15 protein-coding genes are annotated in these 17,054 nt (G+C 34.4%); 14 read left to right on the top strand and 1 reads right to left on the bottom strand.

Features of this window, described 5'->3' with window-relative positions; all coding sequences use genetic code 11:
- From EKM77_RS01870 to EKM77_RS01830, 9 genes are all read left to right on the top strand, one after another.
- A complete protein-coding gene (locus EKM77_RS01870) occupies nt 1–225 on the top strand; it encodes a YozE family protein (protein WP_125592071.1) in 225 nt (74 codons plus the stop codon).
- A 9-nt stretch (nt 226–234) separates the two neighbouring features.
- Nucleotides 235–1,089, top strand: a complete 855-nt coding sequence (gene ylqF, locus EKM77_RS01865; protein ID WP_125592069.1) for a ribosome biogenesis GTPase YlqF — start codon at nt 235–237, stop codon at nt 1,087–1,089.
- Complete coding sequence (locus EKM77_RS01860; protein WP_125592067.1) at nt 1,079–1,849, top strand: ribonuclease HII; 771 nt, start codon at nt 1,079–1,081, stop codon at nt 1,847–1,849. The genes ylqF and EKM77_RS01860 overlap by 11 nt, the downstream gene beginning before the upstream one ends.
- A 43-nt stretch (nt 1,850–1,892) precedes the next feature.
- Complete coding sequence (gene dprA, locus EKM77_RS01855) at nt 1,893–2,714, top strand: DNA-processing protein DprA (protein ID WP_125592065.1); 822 nt, start codon at nt 1,893–1,895, stop codon at nt 2,712–2,714.
- 116 nt (nt 2,715–2,830) lie between these two features.
- The gene (gene topA / locus EKM77_RS01850; RefSeq protein WP_125592064.1) at nt 2,831–4,915 is read left to right on the top strand and encodes a type I DNA topoisomerase; all 2,085 of its coding nucleotides are present in this window, start codon (nt 2,831–2,833) and stop codon (nt 4,913–4,915) included.
- Complete coding sequence (gene xerC / locus EKM77_RS01845) at nt 4,916–5,815, top strand: tyrosine recombinase XerC (protein ID WP_125592062.1); 900 nt, start codon at nt 4,916–4,918, stop codon at nt 5,813–5,815.
- A 13-nt stretch (nt 5,816–5,828) separates the two neighbouring features.
- Nucleotides 5,829–6,353 (top strand): HslVU peptidase proteolytic subunit, encoded by a 525-nt coding sequence (gene hslV / locus EKM77_RS01840; RefSeq protein WP_125592060.1) that lies wholly within the window; start codon nt 5,829–5,831, stop codon nt 6,351–6,353.
- Between the two features lie 16 nt (nt 6,354–6,369).
- Complete coding sequence (gene hslU, locus EKM77_RS01835) at nt 6,370–7,800, top strand: ATP-dependent protease ATPase subunit HslU (RefSeq protein WP_125592058.1); 1,431 nt, start codon at nt 6,370–6,372, stop codon at nt 7,798–7,800.
- A 13-nt stretch (nt 7,801–7,813) separates the two neighbouring features.
- On the top strand, nt 7,814–8,686 hold the full coding sequence (locus EKM77_RS01830) for an aldose 1-epimerase family protein (protein WP_125592056.1): 873 nt from the start codon (nt 7,814–7,816) through the stop codon (nt 8,684–8,686).
- A gap of 12 nt (nt 8,687–8,698) precedes the next feature.
- Here the strand turns inward: EKM77_RS01830 and plsY are convergent, their stop codons facing one another.
- The gene (plsY, locus tag EKM77_RS01825) at nt 8,699–9,316 is read right to left on the bottom strand and encodes a glycerol-3-phosphate 1-O-acyltransferase PlsY (protein ID WP_191987438.1); all 618 of its coding nucleotides are present in this window, start codon (nt 9,314–9,316) and stop codon (nt 8,699–8,701) included.
- A 205-nt stretch (nt 9,317–9,521) separates the two neighbouring features.
- Between plsY and parE the strand changes: the two genes are divergently transcribed.
- The 5 genes from parE (at nt 9,522) to rbsU (ending at nt 17,044) form a co-directional block, all read left to right on the top strand.
- On the top strand, nt 9,522–11,522 hold the full coding sequence (gene parE, locus EKM77_RS01820) for a DNA topoisomerase IV subunit B (RefSeq protein WP_125592055.1): 2,001 nt from the start codon (nt 9,522–9,524) through the stop codon (nt 11,520–11,522).
- A gap of 10 nt (nt 11,523–11,532) precedes the next feature.
- Nucleotides 11,533–13,968 (top strand): DNA topoisomerase IV subunit A, encoded by a 2,436-nt coding sequence (gene parC, locus EKM77_RS01815; protein WP_125592053.1) that lies wholly within the window; start codon nt 11,533–11,535, stop codon nt 13,966–13,968.
- A 75-nt stretch (nt 13,969–14,043) separates the two neighbouring features.
- The gene (locus EKM77_RS01810; RefSeq protein ID WP_377729283.1) at nt 14,044–15,000 is read left to right on the top strand and encodes a LysR family transcriptional regulator; all 957 of its coding nucleotides are present in this window, start codon (nt 14,044–14,046) and stop codon (nt 14,998–15,000) included.
- A 23-nt stretch (nt 15,001–15,023) separates the two neighbouring features.
- Nucleotides 15,024–15,959 (top strand): manganese-dependent inorganic pyrophosphatase, encoded by a 936-nt coding sequence (locus EKM77_RS01805; RefSeq protein WP_125592049.1) that lies wholly within the window; start codon nt 15,024–15,026, stop codon nt 15,957–15,959.
- A 197-nt stretch (nt 15,960–16,156) separates the two neighbouring features.
- Nucleotides 16,157–17,044 (top strand): ribose/proton symporter RbsU, encoded by an 888-nt coding sequence (gene rbsU, locus EKM77_RS01800; protein WP_125592047.1) that lies wholly within the window; start codon nt 16,157–16,159, stop codon nt 17,042–17,044.
- The last annotated feature ends 10 nt before the right edge of the window (nt 17,045–17,054 follow it).

The raw sequence follows: 17,054 nt of genomic DNA, 5'->3' as shown, positions 1-17,054 counted from the left end.
ATGAAACGAAGCTTTTACGAGTATTTAATGACTTTAAGAAATACAGAAAGTGTTGAACCAGACGCAGAATTTGCGAACAACGCTTTTCGGGACCAGTCTTTTCCCAAACATGAACAAGACTATGAGAAAATTTCAGAGTATTTAGAATTAAATGCAGGTTATCTGCCTAGCATGACTATTTTTGACGAAACATATGCAAAATATCAAGACACAGATAGGAAATAGGTGAAATTTATGGTGATGCAGTGGTATCCAGGTCATATGAACAAGGCAAAAAATCAAGTGCAAGATCGTTTGAAAATGGTTGATATTGTGCTAGAAATTGTAGATGCAAGACTGCCTTTTTCTTCTAGAAATCCAGTATTGGAACAAATAATCGATCAGAAAAAGCACATTATTATTTTAAACAAAGCTGATTTAGCTGACCCTAAACGCACTAAAGAATGGAAAGTTAATTTTGAACAAGAAGGTACAAAATCTGTCGAGTTAGATGCCAAACATAACAAAGGTCTAGGTAAAATTAAGGATCTGATTCGTGGTGAATTGTCTGAAAAAATTGCTAAGTATGAAGCTAATGGTGTTAAAAATTATCGTATTAAAGCAATGTGTGTCGGTATCCCTAACGTTGGTAAATCAACCATCTTAAATCGAATCGTTGGTAAGAACGTTGCCGTTACTGGAAATAAACCAGGTGTAACTAAGAACCAAAATTGGTTAAAGACAGATTTAGGTATTGATCTTTTGGATACTCCAGGTATTCTTTGGCCTAAGATCGATGATCCTAAAGTGGGTATGAAACTAGCTTTATCAGGTGCTATCAAAGATAAAATTTATTCACCTGATGATGTAGCAATTTATGCTTTGAATTTTATGGAAACCTATTATATTGATCAATTGATGGAAGCATATAAAATTGATCGAACGGACTTATACAATAGTACAACGCCAGAATTATTAATGAATTTAACTAAAAAATTTGGTTATAAAGATGATTATGATAAGGCTTCAAGAAAAATCATCAACGATGTAAGAAAGTTGAGATTTGGGCGAATCACTTTTGACGTTCCCGGTGAATTCTATGAAGAATAACTTAACTATCAGTGATGTTAAAGAGTTACTAAATGATGGTATAAGTTCAGATCAATTAAAAGATCTGCAAAATGATCCTCGAGCTGGAGTTCAAAAATTATTGATCCAATTTGAAAAAAAGCGCATTAAAAGAGCAAAATTACTAGACAAGTTTGAATCTAAGAAACAATTTGAGAAAAGTTTTTGGGATCATGATTTGTTAGTAGCCGGTGTCGATGAAGTTGGACGGGGTCCTTTAGCTGGTCCCGTGGTAACGGCAGCGGTTATTTTGCCTACCGATAATACTCTTTATGAAGTTGACGATTCTAAAAAACTTTCTGAAAAAAAACGTGAGAAAATTTATCGAGAGATCTGTGAACAAGCGATTGATATTAGTATTGGTATAGGTAGTTCTAAACTGATCGATCAGGAGAATATTTATCATGCAACCGAGCTGGTAATGAAAAATGCGATTGATGGGTTGTATGTTAAACCAGATCATATTTTAGTTGACGCAATGACTATCCCGGTTGAAATTGGTCAGACTAAATTGTATAAAGGTGATTCTAAATCTCTAAGTATTGGAGCTGCCAGTATCATTGCTAAGGTGGCGCGAGACCATCTAATGAATGTTTATGCGCAAATTTATCCTGAATTTAATTTCACCCACAATGATGGATATGGAACTAAAGAACATTTGTCAGCCTTAGAAAAATATGGCAGAACACCAATTCATCGAATGAGCTTTTCACCAGTTAGACAAGTTAATAAATTATATTAAGCATCACTTTCGTAATTTAGTTTAAGAAAGTGGTGTTTTTATTATGGATAAATTAACGGAAATTTTAATAAAATGTCGGATGACTAAGCTGGTTTCTAATCAAGATATGCTTAAAATAATAAAAAAATCTATAAAAAGTGCTAATCTAGAAATGGATACACTTAAAATGGTAGAAAAAGAACGTTCTAAAAATGAATTTGATCAGTTCCTTCTATTATTTAACAAAATAGACGTGGGTAAAATTCATGCGATCAATTATTTAAGTAATGAGTATCCAGATAATTTACGAGAAATTTATAATCCTCCGGCACTTTTGTTTTACCAGGGTAGGATCGAACTATTGAAAACTAAGACGATTGCTATTGTGGGGTCAAGATCAGCAAGTAAATATGGAATAAGCTGTGTTGATGGTCTTGTACCAAACTTAATTGACCGTTATACTATTGTGAGCGGTTTAGCAAATGGGATCGATGGTCGGTCTCACCGCTGTGCAGTAGCTAATGGTGGTAATACTATTGCAGTTATTGGTACGGGATTAAATCAATTTTATCCACGTAATAACCAGAATTTGCAAAGACAAATTGCCAACTATGGATTAGTTTTAAGTGAATATCCACCAGATAGTACAGCAAATCCTTGGCATTTTCCGCAACGTAATCGTATTATTGCTGGTATAAGTCAAAAGTTAATTGTCGTTGAGGCTAAGATTCATAGCGGTGCTTTGATAACAGCAGGTCTTGCTCTTGAAAATAATCGAGAAATTTTTGCTATCCCAGGAAGAGTTGATTCAAAACTCTCTGATGGCTGCAATCAATTGATTTTTGACGGAGCGACACCGCTTTTGAATATTGAAATTTTAAAATAATCTTTGTTAAATGAATAATTAAATGTATCATTTGAATTGACAAATCAGAATTCAATACTTATTATATTGGACAGTTTTTTATTTCTAATTGGTTCATTCAGAAAGGAGCACTTTGCGTGCCATCAAAACAAAAAAATTTGGTGATCGTTGAATCACCATCAAAGGCAAAAACAATTGAAAAATATTTAGGACGTAATTACCATGTAGTAGCTAGTTTAGGACATGTTCGTGATTTACCTAAGAGTCAGATGGGGATAGATTTTGATCATGACTACGAACCTAAATATATTTCTATTCGTGGTAAAGGTCCCGTTATTAAAGATTTAAAGAAAGAGGCAAAAAAGGCCAAACGAGTTTATCTGGCAGCCGATCCGGATCGTGAAGGAGAAGCTATTGCTTGGCATGTCTCTCATTTATTAGGTTTGGATTCTGAAGATAAAAACCGTGTTGTATTTAACGAAATTACTAAAGATACAGTTAAGCAGGCCTTCAAATCACCACGTAGTATCGACATGAATTTGGTTGATGCACAACAGGCTAGACGTGTATTAGATAGGATCGTTGGTTACTCAATTTCTCCTATTCTTTGGGCAAAAGTTAAAAAAGGACTTAGTGCCGGACGTGTACAGTCAATTGCTTTAAAATTAGTTATTGAACGTGAGAAATCAATTAAGAAGTTTATTCCAGAAGAATACTGGTCAATTGAATCGACTTTTAAACATGATAAAGATGTCTTCAATGCCAATTTCTATGGATTAGATAATAAAAAGACAGAATTAAAAAATAATGATCAAGTTAAAGAAGTTCTATCACGTGTTGATAAGAATGAAGACTTTATCGTTGAAAAAGTTTCTAAGAAAGAGCGTAAGCGCTTACCAGCAGCACCTTTTACAACTAGTTCTTTACAACAAGAAGCTAACCGTCGTTTAAATTATAAGACTAGAAAAACTATGATGGTCGCACAGCAATTGTATGAAGGAATTAATTTGGGTCGTAAAGAAGGTACAGTTGGATTAATTACATACATGCGTACCGATTCAAAACGTATTTCTAAGATTGCTCAAACAGAAGCTTCTGACTTCATTCATGAAGAATATGGCGAACCATTTGCAGCTGTGAAAAAACGTCAGGACAAAAACCAAGAAGGTGCTCAAGATGCCCATGAAGCCATTAGACCTTCATCAGTATTCAGAACACCTAAGTCATTAAAGGACATTCTTAGCCGTGATCAATATCGTTTATACGAATTGATTTGGTCAAGATTTGTTGCTAGCCAAATGACACCAGCTGTTTACGACACTATGGCGGTAGATTTAACTCAAAATGGAGTTAAATTTAGAGCTAATGGTTCCAAGATGAAGTTTGCGGGATATCGTAAGGTATATCAAAGTACAGCTGAATCAAATAAAAAAGATAATATACTTCCTGAATTAGTTGAAGGTGATAAGGCAAAATTACAAGCCAATAATCCGGCTCAACATTTTACTCAGCCACCTGCAAGATTTACTGAAGCTTCTCTTGTTAAAGCATTGGAAGAAAATGGTGTAGGACGTCCATCAACATATGCTCCAACTATCGATACTATTCAAAGACGTTATTACGTTAAATTGAATGGTAAAAGTTTTGAACCTACTGAATTAGGTGAAATTGTTGATGAATTGATTCAAAATTATTTCCCAGATATCGTTAATATTGACTTTACTGCTCATCTTGAAGATGAATTAGATGAGATCGAAGAAGGTAAAGAAAACTGGGTCAAAGTTGTCGATAGCTACTATAAACCATTCGCTAAAGAACTTGAGTCAGCAGAATCGAAGATAGAAAAGGTTCAAATTAAAGATGAACCCGCAGGTATGGATTGTGATATCTGTGGTGCACCAATGGTTATCAAAATGGGACGTTATGGTAAGTTTTATGCTTGCTCACGTTTCCCAGATTGTCGAAATACAAAACCGATCGTTAAAGAAATTGGTGTCGTTTGTCCAAAATGTAAAAAAGGCCAAGTTATCGAAAGAAAGTCTAAAAAGAATCGTATTTTCTATGGTTGTTCAAGATATCCAGATTGTGACTTTGTTTCATGGGATAAACCTATTGGTCGTGATTGTCCTAAAGATGGTCATTACTTAGTTGAAAAGAAAGTCAAAGGCGGACGTCAAATAATCTGTCCAAATGGCGATTATGAAGAGGATATTCAAAAATAGATGTTAGAACAAAAATTAGTTGATCAATTTGTTGATTATTTATTGATTAATCATCATTATTCTGTGAAGACTAAAGAATCATATTTAGAAGATATTAATAACTTTGTTAATTTTTTAGATTCTAATGGTGGATTTAAAGGATTCACTGAAGTTAATCGAGTAGATGTCGAAACCTATTTGACGTATTTAGATGAGAAAGATTACGCTGACGAAACGATTGCTAGGAGAATTTCTGCCTTGCGATCGTTTTATAATTTCCTAGTTAAGAATAAATATATATCTGCTAATCCGTTTGATTTGGTACAATTACGACATAAAGGAAGAAAATTACCACATTTCTTTTATGAAAAAGAGATGCAGCAATTATTTGAAGCTGTTAAAGGCGATGATCCGCTGTCACAGCGTAATTCAGCAATTTTAGAGTTACTATATGCCACGGGAATGCGTGTTAGTGAATGTTCAAATTTGACATTAAGTCAATTGGATTTTACTAATGGTATTGTTTTAATTCATGGTAAAGGTGATAAAGATCGTTATGTTCCTTTTGGAAGTTATTCTCAAGATGCATTAAAAGAATATATTGATGATGGTAGAGCTAAACTTATGGCAAAATATCATCAGGAACATGATTTTGTGTTTGTTAATAATAGAGGTAAAGAATTAACCAGTCGTGGTATTGAGTATGTTCTTGATCAAGTAATAAAAAAGACTAGTTTAACTGCAGATATTCATCCCCATATGATACGACATACCTTCGCTACACATATGTTGGATCATGGGGCAGATCTTAGGACGGTTCAAGAGTTGTTAGGTCATTCTAGTCTATCAACTACTCAAATATATACACATGTAACTATGGAACACTTACAAAAAGACTATAAAAAATATTTTCCAAGATAGGATGGTAAAATAAATGACAACAATCGTTGCTGTAAAACATGATGGTCACACTGCTATTGCAGGAGATGGTCAAGTTACTTTAGGTGAGAAATATATCATGAAAGGATCAGCACACAAGGTAAGACGAATTTTTGATGACCAAGTTGTTATCGGTTTTGCTGGTGGAGTTGCAGATGCTATTACATTACAAGATTGGCTTGAAAAGAAATTAAAGGCTTATTCTGGTAATTTAAAGCGCTCAGCTGTTGAGTTGGCACAAGATTGGCGTAAGGACCCTACTTTACAAAAACTTGAAGCTATGTTGATCGCAATGGATAAAGATAATTTATTACTTATTTCAGGTAGTGGTGAAGTTATTGAACCAGATGAAGATGTCGTTGCAATTGGTTCAGGTGGAAATTTTGCTCAAGCTGCTGCAATCGCTATGCAAAGACATGCTAGTGATATGACTGCAGATGAAATTGCTCGTGAGGCTATTAAAATAGCTTCAGGGATTGATATTTTTACGAATGAGAATATTATTTCAGACAAATTTTAAAAATGGAGATCAATAAATGGAGACACTAACACCAAAACAAATCGTTGAACAATTAGATAATTATATTATTGGACAGCAAGATGCTAAAAAGGCAGTTGCCATTGCTCTATATAATCGTTATCGTCGTATGCAAGTTCCAAAGAAGATGCAACAAGAAATAACACCAAAAAACTTAATGATGATCGGACCTACTGGGGTAGGTAAAACTGAAATTGCCAGAAGACTTGCTAGAGTTGTTAAAGCACCGTTTGTTAAAGTTGAGGCTACTAAATTTACTGAAGTCGGTTATGTAGGACGAGATGTTGAATCAATGGTACGTGACCTAGTAGATGTTGCTGTTTCAATGGAAGAAAAAGAAAAATTTGATGAGATCAGACCAGAAGTTAAGCGAGATGTTGATAAGAAGCTCGTTAAATTATTAGTTCCTGGTATCAAAAAAGAACGTCGTCAAGAAAATAATATGGATTTTATGTCTATGTTAAATAACTTGCAGTCAGCAAACGGATTACAGGATGCTCTAGGACAAAATAATAATGATGATGATCCAGACAGTGATTCAGAAGTGACTGATTCTATTCGTGATCAGCGCTTGTCTGTAAAAGAACAATTGGATCAAGGTTTACTAGAAGATAGAGAGATTACAATAAAAGTTGAAGAATCTCGTAAAGTTGGTCCTATGAATGATCAAATGGGACAAATGGGTATTGATATGAGCGGTATGATGGATTCCTTGATGCCTAAAAAGATGATCACAAGAACGCTTCCAGTTAAAGAAGCACGTGAAATTTTAATTCAACAAGAATCGCAAAAACGTGTTGATCATGATGAAATTTATCAATCAGCTATCGAAAGAACTCAAGATAATGGAATTATTTTCATTGATGAGTTTGATAAAATCGCTGCAGGTGACAAAAAAAGTTCAGGTGAAGTTTCTCGTGAGGGTGTACAACGTGATATTTTACCTATCGTTGAAGGATCACAGATCAATACTAAGTATGGTGCCGTAAATACAGACCATATCTTATTTATCGCATCTGGTGCGTTTGCAGAAAGTAAACCTAGTGATCTCATTGCAGAGCTTCAAGGACGTTTCCCAATCAGAGTTGAATTAAATGACCTAACTGAAAGTGACTTTATTCAAATTCTAACTAAGCCTGACAATGCCTTGACTAAGCAGTATGTAGCTTTGACAAAAGCTGATGGGATCAGTTTAACTTTCACTAAAGAATCAGTGGAAGAAATTGCTAAAGTTGCTTTTGATCTTAATAACGCCAATCAAAATATTGGTGCCAGACGTCTATCTACAGTCCTTGAAAAAATCCTTGCAGATATTTTATATGAAGGACCTGATATGCAGATGGGCGATATTACAATTACGAGAGAGTACGTTAAAGAACAAGTCGGTAAAATTGTTGCCGATAAGGATCTTTCTCGTTACATCCTTTAGGGTGGTGTGATCTATGGAAATTTTTCAATTAAAAAATGACTATTTAACCGTACAAGTTAAATCTACTGGTGCGGAAATGATCAGTGTTAAAAATAGTGATGAGACTGAATTTATTTGGCAGGCTGATCCTAATATTTGGGGACGACATGCGCCAGTTCTTTTTCCAATCGTAGGTCGTTTAAAAGATGATCACTATTTTATTGATGATACTGAATATAAACTAAACCAACATGGCTTTGCTCGTGATCAAGAGTTTGAATTGGAATCTCAAACGGACTCAAAACTAGTTTTTCTTTTGACAACTAATGAAGAACTAATTCAAAAGTATCCTTATCATTTTGAATTAAGAGTTATTTATCAACTAGTTAAAGATAGTATTCAAGTGAGTTATATCGTTAATAATCTAGAAAATGATGATATATACTTCTCTATCGGTGCACATCCAGGATTTTCGGTTCCTTTTGAAAAAGATTTGAATTTTGAAGATTTTCGTATTGGAATAAGTCCTAGTGAGTTAAGAACTAGTATTCCTCTTGTAGGAAGCAATATAGACTTGAATAAGGAATTTAAAGTTGCTAATCAGGACCTAGAGTTAACACACGATGTTTTTGCTGAGGACGCAATTATTTATCGTTTGAATGATCCTGCTGTTTTAACGATCGAGAGTAAAAAGTCAGATCATAAGTTAACTGTTGATACAGGTAATGCCAAATTTGTTGGGATTTGGTCACCATATCCTAAAGAAGGTAATTTCGTATGTATCGAACCTTGGTGGGGTATTGCTGATAAAACTGATACTGATAATCAATTTAAGACAAAGTATGGAATTAATAAATTGGCTCCGGATGATCAATTTGAAGCTTATTATAGTATTTCAATCAAATAAAAAAACGACCGCTTAATGGTCGTTTTTTTGTTGTTTCTTATATCGTAATCCAATTGGTACTAAATTTTCTTTTCCCTTTAGTAAACGTTTAATATTAGGGATGTGTCTGACGTAAATGATAATAGTCACTATTAGTGCAACCGTAGTTAAAATCCAATCATGCATGAACAATGTAGCAATCGTGAAGACTAAAACAGTCGTTAAACTAGCCACACTTACCATGCTAGTAAGATAAACGATTGTAGCAAGACAGATAAAACAAATTAAAAATAGTAGCGGATTATAGGCTAGAAGTATACCAGCACTAGTGGCAACTGCCTTTCCACCACGAAATTTTAGAAAAATTGAAAATACGTGACCAATAACAGCGAATATTCCAATGAATAATACCCAGTGATGATCAAGATTAAAGAAAACTGGCATTAATGCTCCTAACGTCCCCTTTAAAATATCAATGATCAAAACAAAAGTTCCGGCAAATGGACCAAAGACACGATAGGCATTGGTCGTTCCAACGTTTCCACTACCATATTCAAAGATATTTTTGTGAAAAAAGATCTTTCCGACAATATATGCAGTCGGGAATGAGCCGATTAAATAGGCTAAAATTGCACAAACTAGAAGTTTCATTCTAAAAATCACTCTCTTAGCTATAATTTTTTGGTATATTGTAACTCTATGGTACTTTTACAAAAATACTAACTAAGACATTATCTACTAAATCTGTTAGAATTGAAAGGAGCGAACATATGTTCAATTCTTAAGATCAATATCTTAATCTAGTGATATAATAGTAAAATGTTAACTTAGATTCTACAAAAAAGGAATGATTTGCATGCCAAAATCATCTTATGATGATTCTTCAATTCAAATTCTGGAAGGGCTGGAAGCAGTTCGTAAACGTCCAGGTATGTATATTGGTTCCACGGATTCACGTGGACTTCATCATCTTGTTTACGAAATCGTCGATAATTCAGTCGATGAAGCACTCTCAGGTTATGGAAAAGAAATAAATGTATCAATAAATAAAGATAGCAGTATAACTGTTGTCGATCATGGACGAGGTATGCCTACGGGTATGCATGCGTCTGGTAAGCCAACAATTGAAGTTATTTTAACTGTTCTTCATGCTGGTGGTAAATTTAGTGAAAATAGTTATAAGACATCAGGTGGTCTGCATGGTGTTGGATCCTCAGTCGTAAATGCTTTATCAGAATGGATGACTGTTCGTGTTGTTCGTGACAATAAAGTTTATGAGGAACGTTTTGAAAATGGTGGACATCCAGTTGGTACCTTAAAGAAAGTCGGTACTACAAAAGAAAGTAATGGTACGACAATTAGTTTCAAGCCAGATGCTAGTATTTTTCAGACAACTAAATTTAATTACGACACTTTAGCTGAACGTTTACGTGAATCAGCATTTTTACTTAAGGGTGTTAAATTCACTATTATTGATAACCGTACTGAAGAACCGAAAGAAGATGTTTTCCACTATGAAGATGGTATCCAATCTTTTGTTAAATACTTAAATGAAGATAAAGATACAATTGGTGGGATATTCTATGTCGAAGGAACGAATTCTGACATTGAAATTGAATTTTCAGGACAATATAACGATGGTTATTCAGAGAATATTATTTCATTTGTAAATAACGTTAGAACTGCTGATGGCGGGACACACGAGTCTGGTATGAAATCTGGACTAACGAAAGCTTTCAACGATTATGCCCGTAAAGTCGGTTTATTAAAAGAAAATAGTAAGAATCTTGAAGGTAGCGATGTCCGTGAAGGTTTATCAGCGATCATATCTGTGCGTATACCAGAAGAGATCTTACAATTTGAAGGTCAGACTAAAGGAAAGCTAGGAACTCCTCAAGCTCGATCTGCTGTTGATCAATTAGTCTATGAACAAATGAGCTTTTATTTGATGGAAAACGGGGAACAAGCACAAACCTTAGTTAAGAAGTCGCTAAAAGCAAGAGAAGCTCGTGAGGCGGCTAGAAAAGCCCGTGAGAGCACTAGAAGTGGTAAAAAGAGTAAAAAAAATGACGGATTGCTATCTGGTAAACTAACTCCGGCACAATCAAAAAACTCAGGTAAGAATGAGTTATTTTTAGTCGAGGGTGATTCAGCCGGTGGTTCCGCTAAGCAAGGTAGAGACCGTAAATTTCAGGCCATTCTGCCTTTAAGAGGAAAAGTTTTAAATACTCAAAAAGCCAAACTAGAAGATATTTATAAGAACGAAGAAATAAATACGATGATCTATACAATTGGAGCAGGTGTTGGTGCTGACTTCAAATTAGACGATCGTAATTACGATAAAGTAATCATTATGACCGATGCTGATGACGATGGATCACATATTCAAATTTTGTTATTAACATTTTTCTATCGTTATATGCGTCCATTGATCGAATCAGGACATGTGTATATTGCTCTTCCACCGCTTTATAAATTGCAAAAGGGTAAGGGAGCTAAGACCCAGATCAAATATGCATGGACACCAGAAGAATTGAAAGATGCAATCGAAAAAATTGGTAAAGGTTATGATTTACAACGTTTTAAGGGTTTAGGTGAAATGAACGCTGACCAATTATGGAAGACGACAATGGATCCGGAAACTAGAATTTTAATTAGAGTTAATATAGATGACGCTGCTTTAGCAGAACGCCGTGTAACAACATTAATGGGTGATAAGGTAAAACCAAGACGTGACTGGATCGAAAAAAATGTTAAGTTTAACGGTACTGAAGAGGGCGACACTATTTTAGAGAAAATTGATGATACTGATCCTATTGATCAAAATATCGTTGATGACTTATTGAATAAGGAATAGGTGATAAAATTTGGTTAATAATTCTCCTAAAATTCAAGATATTTCTTTAGAGAAAATTATGGGAGATCGTTTTGAGAGATATTCTAAATCGATTATTCAGGAAAGAGCTTTGCCAGATATCCGTGACGGATTAAAGCCAGTTCAAAGAAGAATTCTCTATTCGATGTATCTTGACGGAAATACTTATGATAAAGGGTTTAGAAAGTCGGCTAAAGGCGTCGGTAATGTTATGGGTAATTTCCATCCTCATGGTGACTCATCAATTTATGAAGCTATGGTTCGTTTATCACAAGATTGGAAATTACGTGCACCATTGATCGAAATGCATGGTAACAATGGGTCGATGGATGGAGATCCACCAGCTGCGATGCGTTATACCGAAGCTAGACTAAGTAAGATATCAGCTGAGATGCTTAGAGATATCAATAAAGATACAGTTGATGAAGAATGGAATTTTGATGATACTGAGAAAGAACCTAAAGTACTGCCAGCTAGGTTCCCTAATTTATTGGTAAATGGTTCAACCGGTATTTCAGCGGGTTATGCTACAGAGATTCCGCCGCATAATTTAGGTGAAGTGATCGATGCCGCAATTAAATTGATCGACAAACCAGATTCGACTTTGGATGATCTTATGAAGATCGTTAAGGGTCCTGATTTTCCAACCGGAGGTATTCTTCAAGGTGCTAAAGGTATACGAGAAGCATATGAAACTGGTCGTGGCAAAGTTTATCTGCGCTCAAAAACTTCAATTGAAAATCTACGTGGACATAAATCTCAAATTGTTGTAACTGAAATTCCCTATGAAGTTAATAAGGCTTTATTAGTTAAAAAGATCGATGAAGCTCGTGTCATGAAAAAAGTTGACGGTATTGCTGAAGTTCGCGATGAGAGTGATCGTCAAGGATTGTCTATTGTTATCGAATTAAAGAGGGATGTTGACGGACAGGGTATCCTAAATTATTTATTTAAGAACACTGATCTACAAATTTCCTATAACTTTAATATGGTTGCTATCGCTGATATGCGTCCGCAACAAGTTGGTTTGGTCAAAATCTTAACTGAGTATGTTAAACATCAAGAAAACGTTGTCTTGCGACGTAGCAAGTTTGATTTGGCTAAAGCTAAGACGAGATTACATATTGTTCAAGGACTTATTAAGGCTCTATCAATTTTAGACAAAGTAATAAAAACGATCCGTGCAAGTAAAAATAAATCAGACGCTAAAAACAATTTAATAAAAGAGTATCAATTCACTGAAAAACAAGCTGAAGCTATTGTTTCATTACAACTCTATCGTTTGACTAATACCGACGTTACAGAGTTGCAAAAAGAAGATAAAGAATTGAATACGACGATCGACTATTTAAATAGTATTATCAATGACCACGATACTTTGATGAAAGTTATTAAAGATGAATTAACAAAAGTTAGAGAAACGTATGCTGACAAGCGTCGTACTAAAATTGAAGCCAAAGTTGCTGAAATTGAAGTTGATACTAGTGTATTAGTTGCCAATGAGACTGTACGTTTACTTGTTAGTCATGATGGATATGTGAAGAGAAGCAGTCTTCGTTCTTATCAAGCTTCAGATACTAATGATAATGGCTTAAAAGATGAAGATTATCCGATTTTAGATCGTGAAGTAAGTACATTGGATCATTTGTTTATTTTTACGAATAAAGGAAATATGATCTATCGTCAAATTTTTGAAGTTGATGATAGTCGATGGAAGGATACTGGTTCTCATTTGTCACAAGAAATCGGGCTATCTGCAGATGAAACTATTTTACGAGCGTTTGTCTTTAGTGACCTTAAACAAACTGGCAGCTTTTTAATTGCAACAAGCGAAAATTATATTAAGCAAGTCGCATTTAAGGACTTACTTCCTGGTAGGACTTATAAGTCACGAGCCAGTTGCTATGCAAAATTGAAGGATAGTTCTGCTCAAGTGCTAGATATATATTATGTGACTGACATCAGCCGCTTGATCTATGTTTTCACTAAGAGATCTTATGCTTGCTCATTTGAATTAGATGAAGTTCCAGTCGTTGGAAATCGTGCGATCGGTGTTAAGTTTGTCAATCTAAAAGATGATGATGAAATTGCCGGCTTCTTTTTAACTGATCCAAATAATAAAGTGGCTTTAGTAACACAACGTGGAGCATACAAGCAGATGAAACTATCAGAGATACCGATAACTAGTCGTGCCAAAAGAGGCATATTAACGCTGCGTGAGTTAAAGCGTGAACCTCATAGAATCAAGTTAGTCACAGATTTAACTGAGAATGTTGAATTATCAATAATTACTGATAAAAATGAAATCATAAAAATTAATCAAAAGAATCATCCGATTTCAGATAGATACTCTAACGGTTCATTTATTATGGATCCAGCAAGTGATGGTAATCCTACTCGCTTTGTTAAAAATCAAATTGAAAAATAATTTATTATATAAACAATAAGTTTAAGTTATATAGTATTATTAGCTTATATAAATGATTAGGAGGATTTCTGATTGCTGGATGAAAAATCAAGAAGAGTATTTAGTTCAAAAGCGCTAAACTATTTCGATGAATTAACCAAGAATATGAGTTACACCAAAACAGCTCAATCTTTAGGTATTACACAGCCTGCTTTAACGCAACAGATAAAAAAGATCGAACACGTTGTTGGTACACCATTGTTTTATAGTATGGGGAAAAAGATTTACTTAACAGATGCTGGTACAGCGCTTCTTGAGGCCACTCATGATATTTTTAATACAATTAATACAGTTACAGATAAAATCCAACAAGAATCTTCTAGCACCACTGGAAAAATTAGTATTGGACTCTTAGCGACAACTGAATCAGTAGTTATTGAAGATTTTATTGTGGAGTATAAGAAAAACAACCCTGGTATTGAAATTGAGTTGAACTCTCTAACTAGAAAAGATATTTGGGATAATATTGAAAATAACCGTATTGATCTTGCAATTATGTATTTACCAGATGAGAATATAAAAAACTGGAAAATATATAAATCAAAGAAGATCATTAGTGACAATATTATGTTGATCCATGACAACGAGCGCATTAATAAAAAAGGTAAAGCAACTTATAAAGATGCTGTTGGACGTCCTTGGGCGGCTTATCTTGAGGATTATTATTTGTCCGATTTGCTGACGGAACATTTTAGGGATGCACTAGTTGATACACCTAATGTTATTGCTAGATTCTCATCTCCATATCAGTTACTTAAATTTGCTCAAGAATCAGAAAATATTTATACAGGGTTACCGCTTAGTTTTTGCCTTGCACATGAATCATTAATAAAACTTTATCAAACACCACTTGAACCAGCTATATCAAGTGAATTATCATTTGTATATCGAGAAGATAAAGAAAAGATTCCACGGATCAAAGAATTCTTTGAGGAGTGGAGTAGTTTCTTAGACAAAGTGGGCTATATCGAACGTCTAAAATCTTCAAGATAAAATATAAAAAGGGGAATTTTTAAATGACTAAAGAAAAAGAATTAGTTTTCGGACACAAGAATCCTGATACAGATGCTGTGGTTGCAGCTATCTCATTTTCATATTTACAAAATCAATTAGGTTACAATACTGAAGCTGTTGCTTTGGGTGAACCAAATGAAGAAACAAAGTATGTTTTTGATAAATTTAATGCTAAATATCCTCGTGTAATTTCAGCAGCCAATGGCGAAGTTAAGTCAGTTATGCTTGTTGATCATAATGAAAAACAACAAAGTTTAGATGATATTGATGATCTAACAGTTACTCACGTTGTAGATCATCACAGAATTGCTAACTTTGAAACAGCAAATCCTCTATTTTATCGTGCACAACCAGTTGGATGTACAAGTACTATTCTTTGGGAAATGTTCGCTGAAGAAGATGTTGAATTACCTGCTGAATTAGCTGGATTAATGGCTTCAGCAATCATTTCTGACACTCTTTTATTGAAATCACCTACAACAACTGATGAAGATAAAGATGCCTTAGAGAGTCTATCAAGAACTGCTGGAATTGATTATGAATCTTATGGTCTTGACATGTTAAAAGCAGGAACAAATCTTGATAGCAAGTCTACAAAAGAATTGATCGACATGGATGCAAAGAGCTTTGATATGAACGGCAAGAGTGTACGTATTGCTCAAGTAAATACAGTTGATATTGCTGATACATTGAAACGTGAAGCCGAATTTACTGCTGATATTACAAATGAGAATGAAAGTAATGGTTATAATCTTTTCATTCTTTTAATCACAAATATCCTTACTAGTGATACTACTGGCCTAGTATTAGGAGATGAAAACGCTATCCCTGTTTTCGAAAAAGCTTTAAATACTAAAGTTGAAAATAACAAGGCTTCCTTACCAGGCGTTGTCTCACGTAAGAAACAAGTTGTTCCTCCATTGAATGAAAACTTTTAATAATTATTTTTTACCAAGTATTTTATGAAAATAATATAAACAAAAAAGTATCGAATTTATTTGTGAAAAAATGACTTATTTTCTTGAAAACGTTATCTTATATATGTATAATACCTTTATCGTCAAAAACTGCTAGATTTTTTCGAAATCTAGCAGTTTTTATTTGGCGCTTTTATTTAAGAAAAAGGAGTTTTTAAATGAATGCATTAAATATATTAATTGGTCTTGTGCCAATGGTCGGTTGGGGTCTATTTCCAATCTTGACTGGTAAATTTGGTGGAAAGCCAATTAATCAAATACTTGGAGCTACTTATGGAACTTTGATCATGGCCATTGTTGTGGCACTTGTTAAGCAGACTTCAATTATTGGCGGAAAAGAATTTCTTTTTACTTTCATTTCTGGTGCATGCTGGTCTTTAGGACAAATTTTAGTATTCTATGCATTTACTGAAATGGGAGTATCCAGAACAATGCCTATTTCAACTGGATTTCAACTTATTGGTGCTTCAATGTGGGGAGTATTGGTATTAGGAGAGTGGTCTAGTACAAGTGCTAAATTAATTGGATTCTTTTCGATCTTACTTATTATTATTGGTGTCTATTTGACAACATATGGTGAGAATAAGACAAAAGAGAGTGGATCTAGCGCAGTTAAGGGTGTTATCTTGGTTTTACTTGCTGAAGTAGGTTATCTAGGATATTCAGCTTTCCCTCAAGCAATCGAAGTTGACGGTTTCCAAGCATTTCTACCACAAGCACTAGGTATGGCGGTTGTTGCCACGATCTTTGCAGTAGTTACTAAAAGCAACAGAGATTCTAAACCTTTTACCACAAAAAGTTCATACACTAATATAATTAGTGGTTTCTTCTTTGCCTTAGCAGCTTTAACTTACTTGATATCAGCTCGTCCTGATGTCAATGGATTGGCAACAGGTTTCACCTTATCTCAAATGAGCGTTATCATTGCGACTCTTGGTGGAATTTACGTATTACATGAAAAGAAAACAAAAAAAGAAATGGTTGCAGTTCTATCAGGATTAGCCTTGGTAGTAGTGGCCGGAGTTATTACAGCATTTATTAAATAAAAGTAAAACA

It is taken from the genome of Companilactobacillus baiquanensis (assembly GCF_003946605.1).
Taxonomy (GTDB): domain Bacteria; phylum Bacillota; class Bacilli; order Lactobacillales; family Lactobacillaceae; genus Companilactobacillus; species Companilactobacillus baiquanensis.
The sequence above is the reverse complement of the archived record's forward strand: the minus strand, read 5'-3'. Positions and strand labels throughout refer to the sequence as shown.